The organism is Tepidiphilus sp. HLB4, assembly GCF_054823945.1.
Map to the genome: position 1 here is coordinate 25,821 of NZ_JSYB01000006.1, position 20,105 is coordinate 45,925.

19 protein-coding genes are annotated in these 20,105 nt (G+C 65.9%); 4 read left to right on the forward strand and 15 right to left on the reverse strand.

Translation table 11 applies throughout. The features are described 5' to 3' along the window. Position 1: 1 nt before the first annotated feature. The 5 genes from OA56_RS01195 to mdh form a co-directional block, all read right to left on the reverse strand. The gene (locus tag OA56_RS01195; protein WP_055423320.1) at positions 2-1,966 is read right to left on the reverse strand and encodes an AMP-dependent synthetase/ligase; all 1,965 of its coding nucleotides are present in this window, start codon (positions 1,964-1,966) and stop codon (positions 2-4) included. Continuing rightward, complete coding sequence (locus OA56_RS01200) at positions 1,956-2,753, reverse strand: ABC transporter ATP-binding protein (RefSeq protein ID WP_461583196.1); 798 nt, start codon at positions 2,751-2,753, stop codon at positions 1,956-1,958. The genes OA56_RS01195 and OA56_RS01200 overlap by 11 nt, the downstream gene beginning before the upstream one ends. A 140-nt stretch (positions 2,754-2,893) precedes the next feature. Beyond that, complete coding sequence (locus OA56_RS01205; protein ID WP_055423322.1) at positions 2,894-3,268, reverse strand: DUF779 domain-containing protein; 375 nt, start codon at positions 3,266-3,268, stop codon at positions 2,894-2,896. A gap of 137 nt (positions 3,269-3,405) precedes the next feature. After that, positions 3,406-4,926, reverse strand: a complete 1,521-nt coding sequence (adh, locus tag OA56_RS01210; RefSeq protein WP_461583197.1) for an aldehyde dehydrogenase — start codon at positions 4,924-4,926, stop codon at positions 3,406-3,408. 124 nt (positions 4,927-5,050) lie between these two features. Continuing rightward, positions 5,051-6,232 carry an iron-dependent methanol dehydrogenase gene (gene mdh / locus OA56_RS01215; protein ID WP_461583198.1) on the reverse strand — a complete coding sequence of 394 codons (1,182 nt, stop codon included), beginning with the start codon at positions 6,230-6,232 and terminating at the stop codon, positions 5,051-5,053. A 312-nt stretch (positions 6,233-6,544) separates the two neighbouring features. Here mdh and OA56_RS01220 point away from each other — a divergent pair, with 312 nt between their 5' ends. Then, on the forward strand, positions 6,545-8,380 hold the full coding sequence (locus OA56_RS01220) for a sigma-54-dependent Fis family transcriptional regulator (protein ID WP_461583199.1): 1,836 nt from the start codon (positions 6,545-6,547) through the stop codon (positions 8,378-8,380). A 4-nt stretch (positions 8,381-8,384) separates the two neighbouring features. Here the strand turns inward: OA56_RS01220 and OA56_RS01225 are convergent, their stop codons facing one another. From OA56_RS01225 to OA56_RS01255, 7 genes are all read right to left on the reverse strand, one after another. Next, on the reverse strand, positions 8,385-9,233 hold the full coding sequence (locus tag OA56_RS01225; RefSeq protein WP_461583200.1) for a ParB/RepB/Spo0J family partition protein: 849 nt from the start codon (positions 9,231-9,233) through the stop codon (positions 8,385-8,387). Further along, on the reverse strand, positions 9,233-10,024 hold the full coding sequence (locus OA56_RS01230; protein ID WP_055423326.1) for a ParA family protein: 792 nt from the start codon (positions 10,022-10,024) through the stop codon (positions 9,233-9,235). Before OA56_RS01230 ends, OA56_RS01225 begins: the two co-directional genes overlap by 1 nt. Continuing rightward, positions 10,024-10,692 carry a 16S rRNA (guanine(527)-N(7))-methyltransferase RsmG gene (rsmG, locus tag OA56_RS01235; RefSeq protein WP_461583201.1) on the reverse strand — a complete coding sequence of 223 codons (669 nt, stop codon included), beginning with the start codon at positions 10,690-10,692 and terminating at the stop codon, positions 10,024-10,026. Before rsmG ends, OA56_RS01230 begins: the two co-directional genes overlap by 1 nt. Then, positions 10,689-12,611 (reverse strand): tRNA uridine-5-carboxymethylaminomethyl(34) synthesis enzyme MnmG, encoded by a 1,923-nt coding sequence (mnmG, locus tag OA56_RS01240; RefSeq protein ID WP_461583202.1) that lies wholly within the window; start codon positions 12,609-12,611, stop codon positions 10,689-10,691. The genes rsmG and mnmG overlap by 4 nt, the downstream gene beginning before the upstream one ends. 68 nt (positions 12,612-12,679) lie before the next feature. After that, positions 12,680-13,537, reverse strand: a complete 858-nt coding sequence (locus OA56_RS01245) for an SPFH domain-containing protein (RefSeq protein WP_055423329.1) — start codon at positions 13,535-13,537, stop codon at positions 12,680-12,682. A 28-nt stretch (positions 13,538-13,565) separates the two neighbouring features. Next, entirely contained in the window at positions 13,566-14,024 is a 459-nt protein-coding gene (locus tag OA56_RS01250) for an NfeD family protein (protein WP_055423330.1), read from the reverse strand. Beyond that, positions 14,021-14,803 carry an alpha/beta fold hydrolase gene (locus OA56_RS01255; RefSeq protein WP_055423331.1) on the reverse strand — a complete coding sequence of 261 codons (783 nt, stop codon included), beginning with the start codon at positions 14,801-14,803 and terminating at the stop codon, positions 14,021-14,023. Before OA56_RS01255 ends, OA56_RS01250 begins: the two co-directional genes overlap by 4 nt. 117 nt (positions 14,804-14,920) lie before the next feature. On the opposite strand from OA56_RS01255, the gene OA56_RS01260 reads away from it, so the two are divergent. Further along, the gene (locus tag OA56_RS01260; protein WP_055423332.1) at positions 14,921-15,190 is read left to right on the forward strand and encodes an HPr family phosphocarrier protein; all 270 of its coding nucleotides are present in this window, start codon (positions 14,921-14,923) and stop codon (positions 15,188-15,190) included. 13 nt (positions 15,191-15,203) lie between these two features. After that, positions 15,204-16,946 carry a phosphoenolpyruvate--protein phosphotransferase gene (ptsP, locus tag OA56_RS01265; RefSeq protein ID WP_055423402.1) on the forward strand — a complete coding sequence of 581 codons (1,743 nt, stop codon included), beginning with the start codon at positions 15,204-15,206 and terminating at the stop codon, positions 16,944-16,946. Between the two features lie 3 nt (positions 16,947-16,949). On the opposite strand, the gene OA56_RS01270 is transcribed toward ptsP, so the two are convergent. Beyond that, positions 16,950-17,555: a UbiX family flavin prenyltransferase gene (locus tag OA56_RS01270; protein WP_055423333.1), complete on the reverse strand. Its 606-nt coding sequence runs from the start codon at positions 17,553-17,555 to the stop codon at positions 16,950-16,952. A 37-nt stretch (positions 17,556-17,592) separates the two neighbouring features. Between OA56_RS01270 and OA56_RS01275 the strand changes: the two genes are divergently transcribed. Then, positions 17,593-18,705, forward strand: a complete 1,113-nt coding sequence (locus OA56_RS01275) for a C40 family peptidase (protein ID WP_198289012.1) — start codon at positions 17,593-17,595, stop codon at positions 18,703-18,705. A gap of 40 nt (positions 18,706-18,745) precedes the next feature. Here the strand turns inward: OA56_RS01275 and OA56_RS01280 are convergent, their stop codons facing one another. Both OA56_RS01280 and OA56_RS01285 read right to left on the reverse strand, forming a co-directional pair. Beyond that, complete coding sequence (locus tag OA56_RS01280; RefSeq protein WP_055423335.1) at positions 18,746-19,462, reverse strand: uracil-DNA glycosylase family protein; 717 nt, start codon at positions 19,460-19,462, stop codon at positions 18,746-18,748. Continuing rightward, on the reverse strand, positions 19,459-20,076 hold the full coding sequence (locus OA56_RS01285) for an ABC-type transport auxiliary lipoprotein family protein (protein WP_461583203.1): 618 nt from the start codon (positions 20,074-20,076) through the stop codon (positions 19,459-19,461). The genes OA56_RS01280 and OA56_RS01285 overlap by 4 nt, the downstream gene beginning before the upstream one ends. Positions 20,077-20,105 lie beyond the last annotated feature (29 nt).

Here is a 20,105-nt window from a genome sequence, read left to right on the forward strand (position 1 = left end):
CTCACTCTCCCTGCGCCGGGGCGACGTCGTACAGCCGCAGACGGCGGGCAATGACGCCAGTCTCGCCGGTCTCGTAGGTGATCGTCGCCTGGAAGTCGATCTCGCGCCGCGCCGGGTCGTAGAGCGCCTCGAGGATGGGCGCATAGCGATCGTAGATCACCTTGCGGCGCAGCTTGCGCGTGCGCGTGACTTCGCCGTCGTCCGGGTCGAAGGGTTTGTGCAGGTTGACGAAGCGGCGGATGCGCAGCCCCGACGGCAGCACGTTGTTGACGTGCGCGATGACCCTTGCGACCAGATCGTAAACTTCGGGCTTCTGCGACAGATCGGCATAGGAGGTGTAGGGCACGCCGTGCTCCTCCGCCCAATGCCCCACCGCCTCGAGGTCGATGCAGACGATGGCGGTGAGGAAGGGGCGGTTCTCACCGACCACGCAGACGTCCTTGACGTACTGACTGAACTTGATGCGGTTCTCGATGTAGGTGGCGACGTAGCGCTCGCCGGCGGCGGTGTAGGCGACTTCCGACAGGCGCCCGAGCACGACGAGCGAGCCGTCCTCTTCGAAGTAGCCGGCATCGCCCGTGTGCAGCCAGCCGTCTTCGAGGGCCTCTTCGCTCGCCTTGGGGTTGTCGTAATAGCCGTCGAAGACGTTGTCGCCGCGCACGAGGATCTCGCCGCTGTCGGCGATCTTTACCTCCACGCCGGGAAAAGGGCGTCCGACGGTGTGTAGCTTGACGTCGTCGGCCGACTGAGCGGCGCACAGGGCGCAGTTCTCGGTCTGGCCGTAGAACTGGCGCAGCGGAACGCCGAGCGCGCGCAGAAAGAGGAAGTCGTCCTCGCCGATCGCCTCGCCGGCGGTGTAGGCGCGCCGCACGCGGGCAAGCCCCAGCTGATCCTTGATCGGGCCATAGATCATCCACTCGCCCAACGTCCGCCATAGCCGCGCACCGAGCGAAGGCGGGCTTCCGGCCAGACGCCGTCGCTCGAGGTCGATGGCGAAAGCCATGAAATGCTCGTAGAGCCGGCGCTTGAGCGGCGTGGATTCGTCCATGCCCACCTGGATGCGGGTGATCATGCCGGCCCAGGCGCGCGGCGAGGAGAAGAAGACGGTGGGCGCGATCTCGCGCAGATCGCGGATCACCGTTTCCTGCCGCTCGGGGATGTTCACCGCGAAGCGCAGGGCGAAGGCCGCCCCGATGGAGAAGATGTAGTCGCCCACCCACGCCATGGGAAGGTAGGCGACGTGCACGTCGCCATTCTGGAAATAGCCCGCCTGCGCGGCGTTGCGCACCGCCGAGAGCACGTGGCCGTGCTTGAGCGGCACCCCCTTGGGCGTGCCGGTGGTACCGGAAGAGTGCAACAGCACGGCCACGTCGTGCGCGGAGGGGCGCTCGAGCAGGGCCTGGCGCAACAGGGGATCGGCGGCGAGCCGCTCGCGCCCACGCGCGACGACGTCGGTGAAGGCAACGAAGCGCTCGGGCATCTTGCCGGCCAGGCCGCGCGGGTCGTCGTAGACGATGAGCCGGTAGCGTTCGCCGTGCTCTTTTTCCAGCTGCAGCAGCTTGTCGACCTGCTCCTGATCTTCGACGACGGCACAGCGCACGTCTTCGCGCTCGGCAAGCAGAGCGATCTCGTCCGGCGTGGCGTCGGGGTACGCCGGCGAGGCGATGGCGCGCAAGGCCCCCAACGCAACCATGGCGAAATAAAGCGCCGGCCGGTTGTCGCCGATGATCTGTACCACCTCGAAGGGACGCACGCCAAGGGCTTCGAGGCCGGCGGCGAAGGCGAGCACCGTGTCGTGATAATCCTGCCAGGTGTATTCGCGCCAGATGCCGCGGTCGCGCTCGCGCATGGCGATCTCGGCCGGATGGCTCGAGGCGTTGGCGGCGAGCAGCGCAAGCAGGTGGTCCCCTTTGCGCCAGTCGTGGGGGCGCCAGGGCAGGGCTTGAGGCAGATCGTCAGGCCGCATCGCTCGCTCCGATGTAGGCGGCCACGACGGCCGGATCGTTGATGGTCTCGCGCGGCGCACCTTCGGCGATCTTCACGCCGTCGTTGAACACCGCCACGCGGTGGCAGATGGAGGTGACCACGTCCATGTGGTGCTCGATCATGAGGATGGTGAGACCGAGATCCTCGTGCGCATCCAGGATGAAGCGCACCATGTACTCTTTCTCTTCCTGGTTCATGCCGGCCATGGGCTCGTCGAGCACCAGCAGCCGCGGCTCGGCGGCCAGCGCCCGGGCGAGTTCGACGCGCTTTTGCAGCCCCAGGGGGATGACATCGACGGGCTCGTCGCGCACGTCTTCGAGCTGCAGGAGGTCGATCACATCCTCGACCTTGGCGCGGTGCGCCACCTCCTCTTTCTTCGCCCACCACCAGTAGCCGAGCGTGGCGAGTGCGCTCGGCCGCATGTGGATGTGGCGCCCCACGAGGATGTTGTCGAGCACGGTGAGACCGCGGAAGAGCGCGACGTTCTGGAAGGTGCGCGCCACGCCCTTTTGCGCGATGCGATAGGGTGGCAGGCCGTTGATCTGTTCGTCGAACAGGAATACCCGCCCTTTCTGCGGCGGATAAAACCCCGTGACGGTATTGACAAGGGTGGTCTTACCGGAGCCGTTCGGCCCCACCAACCCAAAGATTTCGCCTTGGAAGATCGCCAGATCGGGGCCCTTGAGCGCATGCAGGCCACCGAACCAGCGATTGACGTTTTCACAGCGCAGCGCGACCCTGCGCGCGGCTTCGGCCGTCGTCGCCACTCCTCCCTCCTTTTGTTGCATCGCAATATCGAATGATGATGCGATGAACGTTTGTTATCGTATGAAGGAGATACTAGAGGAAGTTCAGCATGGGGTCAAGAGGGTCTGGTCGAAGGAGATTTGTTGCATAGCAACGAGGCTCACACCTTGCCGGCCGCCTGCAAGGCGGCATATTCTTCATCAGTAAAAAGCCGAGAACGCACGAGGAAGCGCACTCCTTCGCCATTTTCCAGGGAGAACATGCCGCCCCGGCCGGGCACGACGTCGATGATGAGCTGCGTGTGTTTCCAGTACTCGAACTGCGGCTTGCTGATGTAGAACGGCGCCCCGCCGATCTCGCCGAGCAGCACATCGTTGTCTCCGACGAGGAACTCCCCCTGCGGATAGCACATGGGGGAAGAGCCGTCGCAGCAGCCACCGGATTGATGAAACATCACGGGTCCGTACTTCTCCTGGAGCCTTTTGATGAGCTCGAGCGCGGCCGGCGTGGCGATCACTTGGGGCGGTGCTTGCATCGGAGGGCGTTCCTCGGATGCAGTTTGTGTGGACATTTCTGCAGCCATCGTATCCTCCCAGACAAAAGCGCCAGGGGATGCCCCTGGCACCCAGCACAATCGAATGGAAGGGAGGGAATTTCCCTCCCCCATCCCTATTAGAAGAAACCGAGTTTCTTCGGCGAGTAGCTCACCAGTAGGTTCTTCGTCTGCTGATAATGCTCCAGCATCATCTTGTGGTTCTCACGGCCGATGCCGGACTGCTTGTAACCGCCGAAGGCCGCGTGCGCCGGATAGAGGTGGTAGCAGTTGGTCCACACCCGACCGGCTTGGATGCCGCGGCCCATGCGATAGGCCCGGCTGCCGTCGCGCGTCCACACGCCCGCGCCCAGGCCGTAGAGCGTGTCGTTGGCGATCGAGAGCGCCTCGGCTTCGTCCTTGAAGGTGGTGACCGCCAGCACGGGGCCGAAGATCTCCTCCTGGAAGATGCGCATCTTGTTGTGCCCTTTGAAGATCGTGGGCTTGACGTAGTAGCCGCCGGCGAGTTCTCCGGGCAGTTTCGCCTGTTCGCCGCCGATGAGGCACTGCGCCCCCTCTTGCTTGCCGATGTCGAGATAGGAGAGGATCTTCTCCAGTTGCTCGGAGGAAGCCTGAGCGCCGATCATCGTCGTCGGATCGAGCGGGTTGCCCTGTTTGATCGCCTTGACGCGTTCCAGGGCGCGCGACATGAATTTGTCGTAGATCGACTCCTGGATGAGGGCGCGCGAAGGACAGGTGCACACTTCGCCTTGGTTGAAGGCGAAGAGCACCATGCCTTCGATCGCCTTGTCGAAGAAGTCGTCGTCGGCCGCGGCCACGTCCTCGAAGAAGATGTTGGGCGATTTGCCGCCGAGCTCCAGTGTGACCGGAATGAGGTTCTGGCTGGCGTACTGCATGATGAGCCGGCCGGTGGTGGTCTCGCCGGTGAAGGCGATCTTGGCGATGCGCGGGCTGGTGGCCAGGGGCTTGCCCGCCTCGAGACCAAAGCCGTTGACGACGTTGACCACGCCCGGCGGAATGATGTCGGCGATGAGCTCCATGAGCACCATGATGCTCACGGGCGTCTGCTCGGCGGGCTTGAGCACCACGCAGTTGCCAGCCGCCAGCGCCGGGGCGAGTTTCCAGGCCGCCATCAGGATGGGGAAGTTCCAGGGAATGATCTGACCGACCACGCCCAGCGGCTCGTGGAAGTGGTAGGCGACGGTATTTTCGTCGATCTCGGAGAGCGTCCCTTCTTGGGCGCGGATGCAGCCGGCGAAGTAGCGGAAGTGATCGACGGTGAGCGGAATGTCGGCCGCAAGGGTTTCGCGGATCGGCTTGCCGTTGTCCACCGTCTCGGCGTAGGCGAGTTTTTCCAGGTTCTGCTCGAGCCGATCGGCAATCGCGAGCAACACCTGGGCGCGTTGCGCCGGCGGGGTCTTGCCCCATTTCTCCTTGGCGGCATGCGCGGCATCGAGCGCGAGCTCGATGTCTTCGGCCGTGGAGCGCGCCGCTTGGCAGAACACCTTGCCAGTGATGGGCGTGATGTTGTCGAAGTACTGCCCCTTGACGGGCGGCACCCATTTGCCACCGATGAAGTTGTCGTACTTGGCCTTGAACTGGACCGGGGCACCAGCAGCGCCGGGGAAAGGGTAGGTCATCTTCGCGTCTCCTCGTGGATCAATGATTTCGTTGCCACATCTATGGGCAGCGTATAGATAAAATTAGCACATGCACAGATAAATTCAATCCTCCATCAAGTCGTCTCTTCCGAAAGGGAGGATGTCACATGGCCGCCTCGAAGATGCCGATCACCTGTTCCAACGTAGCTTTGCGCGGATTGGTGAGCATGCAGGCATCCTTCTGGGCGTTTTCGGCCATTACCTTGTGATCGGCCGCCTTCACACCCAGCTCACTCAGACCACGGGGAATGCCAATGGATGAAGAAAGCTCCTTGATGGCAGCGATCGCCGCCAAGGCAGCCTCTCGCGTCTCCATGCCTGAAGTGTCTACACCCAGCAAGGCGGCAATCCGGGCATAGCGTTCAGTGGCTGCGATGAGATTGAACTGGCAGACGTGCGGCAGTAGGATGGCATTGCACACACCATGCGGCAGATTATAGAAACCGCCGAGCTGGTGCGCCATGGCATGGACGTAACCGAGCGAGGCATTGTTGAACGCCATGCCGGCAAGATACTGGGCATAGCACATGGCGGCGCGCGCTTCCATCCAATCACCGTTGGCCACCGCTTTGGGGAGCCATTGACCGATGAGTTCGATGGCCTTTTCGGCACAAGTATCGGTGATGGGGGTGGCGGCGGTGGAAACATAAGCCTCGACCGCGTGCGTCAAAGCGTCCATACCCGTGGCGGCGGTAAGCGCAGGCGGCATCTTCACCATCAAGCGAGGATCATCGATCGCTACCAACGGGGTACAGCGCCAGTCGACGATGGCCATTTTCACGTGGGTATCGGTATTGGTGATGATGCAAAAGCGGGTCATTTCCGAGGCGGTACCGGCAGTGGTGTTGATGGCGATCAGCGGCGTCATCGGCACCTTGGACTTGTCGACTCCTTCGTAGTCGCGGATATGCCCCCCCCCCGCGGTGACCAGACCGATACCTTTGGCACAGTCGTGCGAGGATCCGCCACCCAAGGAAACGATGAAATCGCACTTCTCTTTCTGATAAACTTTTACACCATCATGAACATTGATGTCGGTTGGATTGGGTTCGGCACCAGCGAAAATTACACTGTCAATGCCCTCGCTGCGCAGTAGGTCGGCAATTTCCTGCGACAACCCCATCTTGTGCAACCCAGCGTCGGTGACGATCAACGCCCGTTTCGCGCCCAGCATCTTGGCCCGTGGCCCAACTTCTTTGACACATCCAGGGCCAACGAGGGTCACTGAAGGGATGAAGAAACCATCGGTGCGGTCGGCCAGTTGAAGATAATTCACCAAACTCATGGAAGTCTCCTCTCAAAATATAGAGATACAATTTTCATCATACCGATGGATCGATCCATCGGTGAAATTGATATAGCAAAAAACATGCCGCAAACCGCATCCCTGTAACTTCACTCATGAAGAGGGGTATCGGGGCCAAAAAACGGAAAAGTGTCGCAATTCGAGACGATACACCGAAATACAGGGTCGCAATCTGCGACACCGTCTCACATAGTGGAGGAGGAAATGGAGATCGAATTCCGGGTTTGTCCAGAATCCGTACGTCAAGCTAAGCGAATCTTTGTCGAACGAGGTGAACTTCCCGCCCTTCCCTTGGCGACACCCATCCTACACTCGTGGAAACGCTGCCGTGAGCACCATGTAGCAGCCGAGCGTCTCCTGCCTCCCGAAGAAGGTGTAGTAGAAACACTCATCCTCGAGCAGGCTCGCCAGTCGGTCGAGGAATGGCTACGGCTTGCCCGTCCAGTATTGGAGGGTGTTTTCGGCGGCTTCGACACGAGTCGCAGCGTACTCGTCGTCGCCGACACACAGGGTTTGATCGTAGAGGCGGAGGGAAATTCGTCTTTCCTCGAACGCGCGCAACGGGTCCACCTGGCCCGCGGTGCGATCTGGCACGAAGGCGTGCGCGGCACCAACGCCGTGGGTACGGCGATCGCCGAAGGGGCTCCGGTCGAGGTGCTGGGGCCGGAGCATTATCTGAGCTGCAACGAATTTCTCGCCTGCACCGCCGCCCCCATCTTCGACGGCACTGGCCGCTTGGTGGCGGTGCTCGACGTCTCCTGCGACTGGCACGACCACCATCCACACACCCGCGCCCTGGTCGATACGGCGGTGCGCCTGATCGAGAACCACGCCATCGTTGCCCGCCACCGCGGTCTGCGCATCCATTTGCATCGCGATGCGCACGCCCTGGGCAGCTTCGTCGATGACGCCATCGTCTGCGTGGACGACGACGGTCGCGTGGTGGCAGCCAATTCCGCTGCCCGCCGCCTTTTTTCTCTACGGCACGAGGAGCTTGGTGCGGTGCCACTGGAACGGCTCTTCCGCCGCGCCGCCCCCGTGCCGCGCGGCGACGAACCGGTGCTGCTGTACGATCCGCAGGGCAATCCCCTCTATGCGCGCTTCGAAGGACGCCGCGCGCGCGTCGTGATCCGCCGCGCCGATCCTGCACCGGCCAACGATGCCTTGGCCGAGCTCGACACCGGCGACGAGGCGCTGCGCCGGGTCATCGCCCAGGCCCGTCGGGTGCTCGACAAGGACATCCCCATCCTGCTGCGCGGCGAGAGCGGCGTGGGGAAGGAACTCTTCGCCCAAGCCCTCCATCGCAGCTCGCCGCGGCGCGACAAACCGTTCGTGGCAGTCAATTGCGCCGCGTTACCGGAAGCGCTCATCGAGGCCGAGCTCTTCGGCTATGCCCCCGGCGCCTATACCGGCGCGCGCCGCGAGGGGAGCCTCGGGCGCATCCGCGAGGCGCACGGCGGCACGCTCTTTCTCGACGAGATCGGCGACATGCCGCTCGCGCTGCAGGGGCGACTGCTGCGGGTGCTGGAGACGAAGGAGGTCGTGCCTCTGGGCGGAAAACCGGTGCGCGTCGAGTTTGCGCTCATCGCGGCCACACACCGCGACCTGCCAGCAGAAGTCGAGGCGGGGCGATTCCGTGCCGATCTCTACTATCGGCTGGCGGGTCTGACGCTCACCTTGCCGCCGCTGCGCGAGCGCAGCGATCTACCCGTGCTGGTGGAGCGCATCCTGCGCGCCTGCGCGCCGGACCGGGACCTGAGGCTCGCGCCCGAGGTGGCCGCCGCGTTCGCGGCCCATTCCTGGCCGGGCAACGTGCGGGAACTGGTGCAGGTGCTGCGCGTGGCCGCGGCCTTGGTGGATGAGGAAGAAATGGTGATCGGCTGGGAGGCGCTGCCCGAGGGGCTCGCGGCGGCGCTGAAACGATCGCCCGGAACGACGCCGCTCACTTCCCCCGCAGGGGAAGAAGCGTTCGAACTGGCAACCCTGTCACGCGCCGCGATCGAGCGGGCGCTCGTCGCAAGCCGCGGCAACCGCACGGCGGCGGCGAGGCGCCTGGGCATCAGCCGCGCCACGCTCTACCGCAAATTGCGCGAGATGGGCAGCCCCCCCGCGCAAGCGGCGGGTTGACCGTTCAGGCCCGCACGCCCAGGCGTTCGAGCAGGCCCTCGAGCGTGTCGTCGTCGGCGAAGGAGATCTCGAGCGTGCCGCGCCCGTTGCGGCGGCGCTTGATGAGGACTGGCGCGCCGAAGTGTTCGGAAAGCGCCTCTTCCAGCCGCCGCCAGTCGGGGTCTTTCACCGCTTCGGGTTTGGGCGCGGGCGGAGAAAGCAGCGCCTGCACGGCGCGCTCGGTCTGGCGCACCGACCAGCCCTGCGCCGCAGCGCGGCGGGCGAGTTCCACCTGTTGCGGCACGGCAAGCGCGAGCAGCGCCCGGGCGTGGCCCATTTCGAGCGCCCCCTCCATCAGCAGCTCGCGCACCGGCTCGGCCAGTTGCAGCAGGCGCAGCAGGTTGGTGACCGCCGAGCGGCTGCGCCCGACGGCCTCGGCCGCCTGCTGGTGGGTCATGCCGAATTCGTCGATGAGCCGCTGCAGCCCTTGAGCTTCTTCGATGGGGTTGAGGTCTTCACGCTGGAGGTTCTCGATGAGGGACATCGCCAGCGCCGCCTCGTCCGGGATCTCGCGCACGAGACAGGGCACTTCCAGCAGACCCGCCATGCGGGCGGCACGCCAGCGCCGCTCGCCGGCGATGAGCTCGTAGCGCTCGCCCACGGGGCGCACCAGCAGCGGCTGCATCACGCCCTGGGCGCGGATCGAGGCGGCGAGTTCTTCCAGCGCCTGAGGGTCCATGCGCGTGCGCGGCTGGTAGCGGCCGGGGTCGATGCAGTCGATGTCGAGGCTGCGCAGCGCCTCTTCCACCGCCGTCGGCGCGCCCAGCAGTGCGTCCAGCCCGCGCCCCAGCCCCTTGCGCTTGCCCGCTGCCATCAGTGCGCCTCCGCGAGCGGAGCGGCCACGCCCAGGCGCCGCTCCAGCTCGGCGGCGAACTCGAGGTAGGCGAGGGCGCCCCGAGAGCGGGGATCGAAGACGACCCCGGGCATACCGTGGCTCGGCGCCTCGGCCAGGCGCACGTTGCGCGGAATCACCGTCGCGAAGACTTTCTCGCCGAAATGGCGCTGCACTTCCTCCGAGACCTGCTGCTGCAGCGTCACGCGCGGATCGAACATCACCCGCAGCAGCCCAACGATGCGCAGGTCCCGATTGAGGTTCGCATGCACGCGCTTGATGGTGTTGGCCAGATCCGACAAGCCCTCCAGCGCGTAGTATTCGCACTGCATCGGAATGATCACGCCGTGGGCGCAGGTGAGCGCATTGAGCGTGAGCAAGGAAAGCGAGGGCGGACAATCGATGAGCACGAAATCATAGGTGGAAGGGGCGGCGGCGAGCGCATCGCGCAGGCGGAATTCACGCCGAGGCAAGTCGACGAGCTCCACTTCGGCGCCGGCCAGTTCCCGATTGGCCGGCAGTACGTCGTAGCCGCCGGATTCGGAGCGTAACGTTGCCTCTTCCAGGCCCGATAACCCGACCAGCACCTGATAGACGGAGCGCTCGAGCGTGCGCTTGTCGATGCCACTGCCCATGGTGGCGTTCCCCTGTGGGTCGAGGTCGACGAGCAGCACGCGGTGCCCCCGCCGGGCGAGCGCCGCGGCAAGGTTGACGCTGGTCGTGGTCTTGCCGACCCCGCCTTTCTGGTTGGCGATGCAAAACACGTGGCCCATCAGCGAAATTCCCCGATCACGAGATGGCGCGCCTCGGCAAGCCCCGGCACTTCGAGCGGTACGACCCGAACCGCCACATCTTCCGGCAAGCCGGCGAGCTCTTCTTCATGGCGCGGTCCTTTCATGGCGTACCAGCGTCCGCCTTGCGGCAGGAGGTGGCGTGTGAGGGCGATGAATTCATCGAAGCGCGCGAATGCCCGCGAGATGATACCCGAGATCGGCGCCGGTGGCTGCCAGCGCTCGATGCGTTCGTGCCAGGGATGGAAGCCTTTCAGTCCCAATTCGATCGCCACCTGACGCTGAAAGGCGATCTTCTTCGCCACCGCATCGAGCGAATGCACTTCGAGCGGCCGCCCCTCGGCCTGCGCCGCGAGCGCGAGCACGATGCCCGGTAGTCCCGCGCCGGAGCCGACGTCGACAAGCACCCTTTCCTGCCGCACCCAGGGCCAGACGGCGAGCGCATCGAGCAGGTGGTGCGTGACCACTTCCTCAAGCCGCGTGATGGCCGTGAGGTTATAGACGCGATTCCACTTCACCAGTAGGCCAGCGTAGCGCCACAGCGCCTCCAGCGTCGTCGCAGGCAAGGAAAGCCCGAGCACGGCGACACCCTCTTCGAGCAGGGCGCGCGCCGCGGCTTCGTCCTGGGACGAGGGAGCGCGAGGGCTCACTCGATGCCCTCCGGCGCCACTTCGACCTGCGGCGCGGGTTCGCCACGGCGCAGCCACACGAGCAGGATGGCGATCGCCGCCGGGGTCACGCCCTGGATGCGACTTGCCTGCCCCAGCGTCTCGGGCGCGTGCTGGGCGAGTTTCTGCTGGATCTCGCGCGACAGCCCCGGGATGCGGGAATAGTCGATCCCCGGCGGAATGCGCAGCGCCTCGGCGGCCTTGAGCCGCTCGACCTCGGTGTGCTGGCGCGCGAGGTAGCCGTGGTACTTGGCGGCGATCTCGAGCTGCTCGATCACCGCCGGGTCGCACTCGGGCAGCTCCGGCGCCCCTGGCAGGGTCATGAGTTCCTCGTAGCGCACGCCGGGGCGGCGCAACAGGTCGAAGAAGCTCGCCTCGCGCTCGAGCGGCGCGCCCAGCACGCGCGCGAACGCCTGCGCCTCGTCCGGCGAGAGCCGGGCCGGCACGACGCGACTTGCCTGCAGACGCGTGGTCTCGCGCTCGATTGCCTCGCGTTTGCGGCAGAACGCCGTCCAGCGCAGATCATCGACCAGCCCCAGCCGGCGCCCGATCTCGGTGAGCCGCAGGTCGGCGTTGTCCTCACGCAGTTGCAAGCGAAACTCCGCGCGCGAGGTGAACATGCGGTAGGGTTCGCTCACGCCCTTGATGACGAGATCATCGACGAGCACGCCGAGATAGGCCTCGTCGCGCCGCGGCCACCACGGCTCATGGCCGAAGACGAAGCGCGCCGCATTGACCCCGGCGAGCAAGCCCTGCGCGGCGGCTTCTTCGTAGCCGGTGGTGCCGTTGATCTGCCCGGCGAAGAAAAGCCCGTGGAAATGCTTGGTCTCGAGGCTGTGCTTGAGGTGGCGCGGATCGTAGTAGTCGTATTCGATGGCGTAGCCTGGGCGCAGCACGTGCACCCGCTCCAGCCCCGGGATGGTGCGCAGCATCTCGATCTGCACGTCGAAGGGCAGCGAAGTGGATACCCCGTTGGGATAGATCTCGTTCGTCTCCAGCCCTTCGGGTTCGAGGAAGACGTTGTGCCCGTCCTTGTCGGCGAAACGGTGGATCTTGTCCTCGATCGAGGGACAATAGCGCGGCCCCACCCCCTCGATCACGCCGGAGTACATGGGCGAGCGATCGAGGTTGCGGCGGATGATCTCGTGCGTGCGCGCGTTGGTGCGCGTGATCCAACAAGGGCGCTGCGGCGGATGCATGGCGCGCGAGCCGAGGAAGCTGAACACCGGCTCGGGATCGTCGCCCGCCTGCACGGTGCAGCAGGAGAAGTCGATCGTGCGCGCATCGAGCCGCGGCGGCGTACCGGTCTTCAAACGCCCCTTGGGCAATCCCAATTCGGCGAGCCGCTGCGCGAGCGACACGGACGCCGGATCGCCCGCCCGCCCGGCCGTGTAGCGCGACAGGCCCACGTGCACGAGGCCGTTCAGAAACGTGCCCGTGGTGAGCACCACGGCCGGAGCCTCGAAACGGATGCCCAGCTGGGTGACGACGCCCTGCACGCGATCGCCCTGCACCAGCAGGTCGTCGACGGCCTGCTGGAACAGCCACAGGTTGGGCTGGTTCTCCAGGCGCTTGCGGATCGCCTTGCGGTAGAGCACGCGATCGGCCTGGGCGCGGGTGGCGCGCACCGCCGGCCCCTTGCTCGCGTTGAGGATGCGGAACTGGATGCCGGCCTCGTCCGTGGCGAGCGCCATCGCCCCGCCGAGCGCGTCGACCTCCTTGACGAGATGCCCCTTGCCGATGCCGCCGATGGACGGGTTGCAGCTCATCTGCCCCAGCGTGTCGAGGTTGTGGGTGAGCAGCAAGGTGCGCGCGCCGGCCCGCGCCGCGGCCAGCGCCGCCTCGGTCCCGGCGTGGCCGCCGCCGACGACGATGACGTCGAAGCGTTCAGGAAAAATCATGGGCTTGCGATGGTCGAGGAGAAACTTTTGATTTTAGGCGTTTTCGACGCCGAAGACCAGCAAAGGGTTCAATGCCCCCCGCGGGCGAAGAGCCCCGCCACCGCCTGGGGCAGATCGGCCGGCAGGACGAGGAACTTGGCGTTCTCTCCGGCGGCGAGGCGCTCAAGCGAGGCGACGTACTTCTCGCCCAGCAGATACCACAGGGCGGCGGAATCCGGTCCCACCGCCTCGCCCACCCGGCGCAGCGCCTCGGCGGAAGCCTGCGCCAGCATCACCTGGGCGTTGGCGTCGCGCTTGGCCGCCTCCAGCCGCGCCTCGGCTTCCAGGATGGCCGCCTGTTTCTCGCCTTCGGCGCGCGTGACCATGGCCTTGCGCTCGCGCTCGGCGGCGGCCTGCTGTTCCATTGCCTGCTGCATGGACGGGGAAGGACGAATGTCCTGGATTTCCACCGACTTCACCGTCAGCCCCCAGTCGATCGCCTCATCGACGATGGATTCACGCAGCCGCACCTTGATCTTCTCGCGCGAGGAGAGCGCTTCGTCGAGCTCCATCTCGCCGATGATCGAGCGCAGCGTCGTCATGATGAGGTTTTCGATCGCCACGGCGAAATTCGTCACGCCATAGGCGGCCTTCACCGGATCGGTGACCTTGACGAAGGCCACCGCATTGGTGACGATCACGGCGTTGTCGCGCGTGATCACCTCCTGTTCCTTGATGTCGAGGATGAGATCCTTCGTCACCAGCTTATAGGCGATGCGATCGAAGTACGGGATGACGATGTTGAGCCCGGGCCGCAGGGTGGTCCGGTATTTCCCCAGACGCTCCACGATCCACTCTTCCCCCTGCGGCACGATACGCACCCCCTTGGCGATCGTGACGACCACGAAGAGCAGCAAGACGCCGACGACGACCAGACTCGCGTTCATTTCCCCACCTCCCGCAAAAAAGCATCCCTCAAGATCGCCCCTGACGCAGCCGCGCCACTTTCACCATCTGCCCTTCGACCGCCACCACCCGCACCCGCTCGCCTTCGCCGATCGGCTCGTCGGCCAAGGCCGGCCATTCTTCCGCCCCGAGAACCGGCCGCTGGAACCGCACTTTTCCTCGCCGCTGCGGCTCGATCGCCTCGCTCACCCAGCCGATCTCCCCCACCGCCGCGTCGGAAGCCCCGATGCGCGAGCGCCGCCGGCGCGGTTCCAGCCAGCCAAACCACGCCGTCACGAGCAGCAGGGAAGCGACCAGCCAGAGACCGAGCTCCAGAAGTAGCGAACTCTGCGGCAGGATCGCCACCACGGCGGCCACGCCACAGGCGGCCAAGCCGAACCAGAAAATGAAGAAAGAAGGCACCACCAGCTCGGCGAGCATCAGGAGCACGCCCAGCACCAGCCACACCCAGGCAGGCCAGCCGTTCATGTACGTTCCTCGTCGAGCTGGTGGAGGAAGTCGGCAATCAGCGCGATCAGCGCCTCAGGTCGCTCCCGATGCGGGCTGTGGCCGCACTGCGGCAATACCGCCATCTTCCCGCGAGGCGCGCCCCGTGCGATCTTCTCGATCTGGGCCAAGGTCGCGTATTCGTCCCGGTCACCCTGCACCGCCAGCACCGGACAGGCGATTTTCGGGATCTCCGCCTCGATGTTCCACGCACGAAACTCAGGCGAGCGCCAGGTATCACGCCAAGCGGCGAACACGCGCTGCGGATCGGGCTGATGCCGCGCCAGGCGCTGCGGCCAGTCGGTCGTGCGCCACAGCCGGTCGGCCGCCTCGATGCCGGCGATCGCCTCGGGTTCCACCTCGACGTGCGGCGCGATCAGCACCGCCGCCTCTGGCCGCGGTGCCAAACCGGAAGCGGCGCAGATCAACGCGATCGAAGCCCCGTCGCTGTGCCCCACGAGCACCGGATGCTCGATCTCCAACGCCGACAGCACCCGCGGCAGCCAATGCAAGGCCTCGCGGTGCAGGTAATCCACCCCGCGCGGACGATCCTCCCGGCCGCTGCGCCCATAGCCCTGGCGCGAGTACGCCATCACGGGACGGCGCAGGGCAGCGGCCAGCCGCTGCGGGAAATCGCGCCAGATCGACACCGAGCCCAGGGCCTCGTGCAGCAACACCACGGGCGAAGCCGCCGCAGCGGCATCCTGCGGCCGCCACCATTCGTATTCCAGCGCAATTCCATCGATCTCGACGAATGCCATGGTCTCCTTTCCTTCCATCCGTTTTGCGCAGTCTAGCATTACCCTGCTTTCCACGAAAAGAAACCCTTTCCCCCGCAGATTCGCTAAAATGCAGACTCCTTTCCCGGCGCTACCACCATGCCCAAGGCCGAAGTCGAAATCATCAACAAGCTCGGACTGCACGCGCGGGCCTCGGCCAAGCTCACCGAGCTCGCCAGCCAGTTTCCCTGCCAGATCTGGATCAGCCGCAACGGGCGACGGGTCAACGCCAAGAGCATCATGGGCGTGATGATGCTTGCCGCCGCCAAAGGCAGCAAGATCGAGATCGAAACCGAGGGCGAGCGGGCCGACGAAGCCTTGCAGGCCATCGTCGAGCTCATTGGCAACCGCTTCGGCGAGGAGGAGTGAGCCCTTGGGCGGCATCTCCTTCGCGCTGCACGGGCTCGCCGTCTCGAGCGGCATCGCCATCGGCCGGGTGCACCTCGTCTCGCACGCCCTGCTCGAAGTCAGCCATTACGAAATCCCCGAGAACCGCGTCGAGGACGAATGCGCCCGGCTGCGTGCCGCCGCCGCCGCGATCAAGGCCGAACTGGCCGCGCTCAAGGCCACCACCGCCGCGAGCCAGGCCTCGGCCGAACTGAACGCCTTTCTCGACCTGCAGGCGATGATGCTCGAAGACCCGCTGCTCATCGAAGCCGCCTGCGATCGCATCCGCCAGCAGCACATCAACGCCGAATGGGCCCTCACCCAGCAGCTCGACACGCTGCTCGAGCAGTTCGACACCATCGAAGACCCTTACTTGCGTGAGCGTCGCGCCGACGTCATCCAGATCGTCGAGCGGCTCCTCAAGGAACTGCTGGGGCTGGCGCGCCCGCCGAAACCGCGGCGCGACGATCTGCCCACCATCGTCGTGGCGCACGACCTCTCGCCGGCCGATACCATCGGTTTTCGCGGCCAGCACATCGCCGGCTTTCTCACCGACGTCGGCGGCCCTACCTCCCACACCGCCATCGTCGCGCGCAGCCTGCAGCTGCCGGCGGTGGTGGGTGTGCGGCTCGCGCGCCAGCTCCTCGAAGAAGACGATCTCGTCATCATCGACGGCGCGCGGGGCGTGGCCATCGTCAATCCCCATCCCAGCATCGTCGAGGAATACCGCCTGCGCAAGGCCGAGCTGGAGATCTCGCGCACGCGGCTCGCCCGCCTGAAAGACGCCCCCACCGTCACGCTCGATGGCACACCGATCGAGCTCTTGTGCAACATCGAGACACCGAGCGACCTCGAGCTCGTGCAGCGCGTCAACGCCGATGGCATTGGGCTCTACCGCACCGAATTCCTCTTCCTCGACCGGCTCGATCGGCCGAGCGAAGACGAACAGTACGAAGCCTATCGCGACGTGCTCAAGAGCATGAAAGGCAAGCCGGTCACCATCCGCACCTTCGATCTGGGCGGCGACAAGGATTTCGAGCCGAACACCTCGCGCGTGCAGCCCAATCCCGCCCTGGGGTTGCGGGCCATCCGCTATTGCCTCGCCGAGCCCACGTTTTTCCTCACCCAGCTGAGGGCGCTGCTACGCGCTTCGGTGCACGGCAAGCTCAAGATCCTGCTGCCCATGGTGGCGCACGCCCACGAAATCGACCAGACACTGCAGCTGCTTGCCCGCGCCAAGGAACAGCTGCAGCGCGAAGGGAAGAAATTCGCCGAAGACGTCGAACTCGGCGCCATGGTCGAAATCCCGGCCGCGGCGCTCGCGCCTGGTATCTTCCTCAAGCGCGTGCAATTCCTCTCCATCGGCACCAACGACCTCATCCAGTACACCTTGGCCATCGACCGGCAGGACGATGCCGTGGCCGATCTCTACGACCCGCTGCATCCGGCCGTACTGCGGCTCATCGCCGGCACTATCCAGTTCGGCGCCAAGAACGGCCTGCCCGTATCCCTGTGCGGGGAGCTCGCCGGCCACGCCGAATACACCTGGCTCTTCCTCGGTATGGGTCTGCGGCAATTTTCCATGCACCCCGAGCGGGTGCTCGGCGTGAAGCAGCGCCTGCTTCATGCCGACATCAACGAACTCACTCCCAAGGTGCAGCGCCTGCTCAAGCTCGACGAGCCGGCGCGGCTGCGCGAGGCGTTCGAAAAACTCAACGCCGCCCTGCCCGCCGCCTGAGCCTCACTCTTCGCCCGTCCATTGCGCCCACGGCGCCGGTGCCACGCCGAAGAGCGAAGCCACCCGCATGGCGATCTGCTGTACCAGCCGCTGCGGCGTGAGTTCCCCCAGATAGAACGCCGGCACGGGCGGGGCCACCACCGCACCCGCCTCGGTCACCGCCGTCATGTTGCGTAGGTGAATGAGGTTCAAGGGCGTCTCGCGCGGCACCAGAACCAAGCGCCGGCGCTCCTTGAGCGTCACGTCCGCCGCCCGTGCGATCAGGGTGTCCCCCAGACCGTGGGCGATCGCCGCCAGGGTGTTCATCGAACAAGGGATCACTACCATGCCGAGCGTGGCGAACGAACCCGAGGCGATCGATGCGCCGATGTCCTTGTTCGCGTACATCGCATCGGCGAGCGCCGCGAATGCCTCGCGCCCGACGCCCAGTTCGAGCCGGGCGGTACGCAGCGCCGCTGCCGACACCACCACGTGCAGTTCCCAATCGGTCGCCTCGCGCAGCCAGCGCAGCAGTTCCAGCGCCAAGGCGCTACCAGAAGCGCCGGTCACCGCCACCACCAGCCGCGACGGGGAGCGGGCGAGGTTTGCATCTCGTACGTTTCGTTGCATAATTGGCAATTATCCTTTTCTGGTCGGAGGGTCTGCCATGCCGACACCAGTGACCCAGCCCTTGTGGCGGCTGAGCCTTCTGGCGATGGCGTTCGGTCTGCTGAGCGCCTGCACCCTCACCCAACAAGCAACACGCCCCGATGATTCTTCTCAGTATGCCCTAACCAGCGGCAACGAGATCGCCACCCAGGAAGAAGACGAAGAGGCAGCGGAAGACGCGCTCGACGTCTTTCTCTCTGCCCCCATCTACCGCAGTCCCGACTATACCCTGAGCGCCGACGTCAAACCCGGTCGCATGGCTCGGGCACTGGAGACCGCCCTCTCCTTGCAGGGAACACCTTACCGCAACGGAGGGGACCTCCCTGAAGAAGGCCTCGATTGCAGCGGTTTCGTCAAATATTCGTTTTCCAGCGTCGGCATCGACCTGCCGCGCACCTCCAGCGACATGTACAACGCCACGGAACGGGTCTCGCGCAGCGAGCTTCAGCCAGGCGATCTCCTCTTCTTCAAGACCGGGCGCCGCAGCCGCTCGATCAACCACGTCGCCATCTACCTCGGTAACGGCCGTTTCATCCACGCCCCTCGGCGCGGCCGCACCGTCTCCATCGACACGCTCGAGCAGGACTACTGGCGCGAGCGCTTCATCGCCGGAGGTCGCGTCGGCGGCATGAGCCACGCGCCGCTCGAACTCGCCGCCAAGGAAGAAAGCCAGGAAACTCCTTCTTCCCACGGCAAAGATTCCCTCGAAACGGCGGCCGCCGCGGCCGCTCCTCTGCTCGCGGCCGGCGTCGCACCCAACAAGGGGGGCAGCAGCAAGGCCAAGCCCGCCAAAGCGGCTCCCTCGGCCAACCGCGTCGTCGCACGCAACGACAAAACCCGCAAAACCGCGGCACCCACGGCTCAGGGGCGCGCCACGCCTACGGTCCACACGCAGACGGCGAGCCGAACGCCCGCGTCACGCTCCCCGGTGGGGAAGAACACCGTACAGACCGCCAAGGCCAGCGGCAAGCCGCCCGCCAAACCCGTGGTTCAGGCGAAGAACGAGAAGCCTGCCGCGGCACCGCACGGCGTTCAGGCCAAAGCCCAAGCCAAAGACAACGACAAAGCCAAGTCCAAGGCTCCTACCCGAGTCGCTCAGGCCGGTCGCTGAGAGCCGCATCGCAAAGGGCGGCCAAGGAGACGGATCGCCCCTAGCGCCACACGTCCAGTTCGGTCAGCGTCTCCCGCGCCTGCTCGGCCCAGCCGCGATTGGCCGCCGGGCTCGCCGGGCTCGGGTGCAGGATACGGGCAATGCGAACCGGCAGATCCTCGAGCGCTTCCCGCGCACGCTGCTCCGCCCAGGCGCCCACCCCGATCACCCATTGCGGCCTCAAGGCTTCGACCACTTCGCGCAAATGCGCGTCGCAGGCCGCGAGCAGCGCCGTGCGCGCCGCGGCGGGCAGTTTGTCCGGCGTGAAGTTGCGCGTGCCGGCAAAGAAGGCAAGCGGGCAGTAATTCGCCACGAAATGTTCGGTGAAAAAGGCTGCCGCAGTGCCGAAGCGCTCGCGGAAAAGCCCCCACAGCCTCGCCCCCGAGACTTCGGATCGCCGGCAGGCCCAGCCTTCGATGGGGCGCTGCGGGTGTTCGCGCACCGGGCGCACGATCGGCGCATCCAGTCCCAGCCAGTCGCGCACCGCCGCGATCTCGCCAAACGGCACCCCCGTCTGTACCATGCCGAACGGCCCGGGATTCATGCCGAGGAAAAGCACGCGCTTGGGCCCTTCACCATAGCGGCTCAGGTATTGCTCGTGCACCGCCCAGGCGTAGTCGAGCGGGGCATAGACGTGCGTCACCGGCGGGCCGAACTCGAGCGCCGCCGTGCGCTCGTGCAGGCGGCGCGCCGCTGCCACCAGTGCCCCGGCGCTCATCGCCCTTGCGCCTCCACGGCCAACGTCCAGCGCGCGACCTCTTCGCTCACGCGCGCGAGCGCCTCCCCGAGCGCTGCCACCGCCCCTTCGGCGTTCGGCTGGGTCACGGGCGCCGTGGCGGCGAAGCGCTTGCTCGCCAGTACCCGACCGTCGCTCGTCTGCACCCAGCGCGCCCGCAGCGCCACCTCCGCTTCGCCGTAAGGGGCAGGTCCGACCGGCGGAACCCGTTCTTCCAAGAGCTCTAGGTCGACGGCGAGCCGCCGATCGGCCGACAGACGCGCCTGCGGCGGCAGCACCACGCGAAATGCGCCGCTTTCCTCGAGGCGGCGCGTGAGTACCGCCGCTACGGCCTCCTGCGGCGGCTCCGCCCAGCGGCTAAGGGTGTAATACTCCAGGCGCAGCGGCTCGCGCCGGTAGGCGATGCGCTCTCCGGCGAAGGCCGGCGCCACCCACGGCGCGCTCACTTGCACCGTCAGGGACGAAGAGGCCTGCGGCGGGGCGGAGGACTCTCCTCCTTGCCCAGCCGTGCGTGCCGCCGCCTCCAGCGACAGCCGCGCCGGCGCCTGCGAAGACCCTTGCTGGCCCATGGCGCAAGCGCCCAACGCCAAGCTCACGACCCCTATCGTCGCAACCGCCCTTACGC

Bases quoted from the DNA above. Each gene is read 5' to 3' on its own strand.
- OA56_RS01195 (WP_055423320.1), bottom strand. From the start codon at position 1,966: ATGCGGCCTGACGATCTGCCTCAAGCCCTGCCCTGGCGCCCCCACGAC.
- OA56_RS01205 (WP_055423322.1), bottom strand. From the start codon at position 3,268: ATGCAAGCACCGCCCCAAGTGATCGCCACGCCGGCCGCGCTCGAGCTC.
- adh (WP_461583197.1), bottom strand. From the start codon at position 4,926: ATGACCTACCCTTTCCCCGGCGCTGCTGGTGCCCCGGTCCAGTTCAAG.
- mdh (WP_461583198.1), bottom strand. From the start codon at position 6,232: ATGAGTTTGGTGAATTATCTTCAACTGGCCGACCGCACCGATGGTTTC.
- OA56_RS01225 (WP_461583200.1), bottom strand. From the start codon at position 9,233: ATGGCAGCGGGCAAGCGCAAGGGGCTGGGGCGCGGGCTGGACGCACTG.
- OA56_RS01230 (WP_055423326.1), bottom strand. From the start codon at position 10,024: ATGGGCCACGTGTTTTGCATCGCCAACCAGAAAGGCGGGGTCGGCAAG.
- mnmG (WP_461583202.1), bottom strand. From the start codon at position 12,611: ATGATTTTTCCTGAACGCTTCGACGTCATCGTCGTCGGCGGCGGCCAC.
- OA56_RS01245 (WP_055423329.1), bottom strand. From the start codon at position 13,537: ATGAACGCGAGTCTGGTCGTCGTCGGCGTCTTGCTGCTCTTCGTGGTC.
- OA56_RS01250 (WP_055423330.1), bottom strand. From the start codon at position 14,024: ATGAACGGCTGGCCTGCCTGGGTGTGGCTGGTGCTGGGCGTGCTCCTG.
- OA56_RS01255 (WP_055423331.1), bottom strand. From the start codon at position 14,803: ATGGCATTCGTCGAGATCGATGGAATTGCGCTGGAATACGAATGGTGG.
- OA56_RS01260 (WP_055423332.1), top strand. From the start codon at position 14,921: ATGCCCAAGGCCGAAGTCGAAATCATCAACAAGCTCGGACTGCACGCG.
- OA56_RS01270 (WP_055423333.1), bottom strand. From the start codon at position 17,555: ATGCAACGAAACGTACGAGATGCAAACCTCGCCCGCTCCCCGTCGCGG.
- OA56_RS01275 (WP_198289012.1), top strand. From the start codon at position 17,593: ATGCCGACACCAGTGACCCAGCCCTTGTGGCGGCTGAGCCTTCTGGCG.
- OA56_RS01280 (WP_055423335.1), bottom strand. From the start codon at position 19,462: ATGAGCGCCGGGGCACTGGTGGCAGCGGCGCGCCGCCTGCACGAGCGC.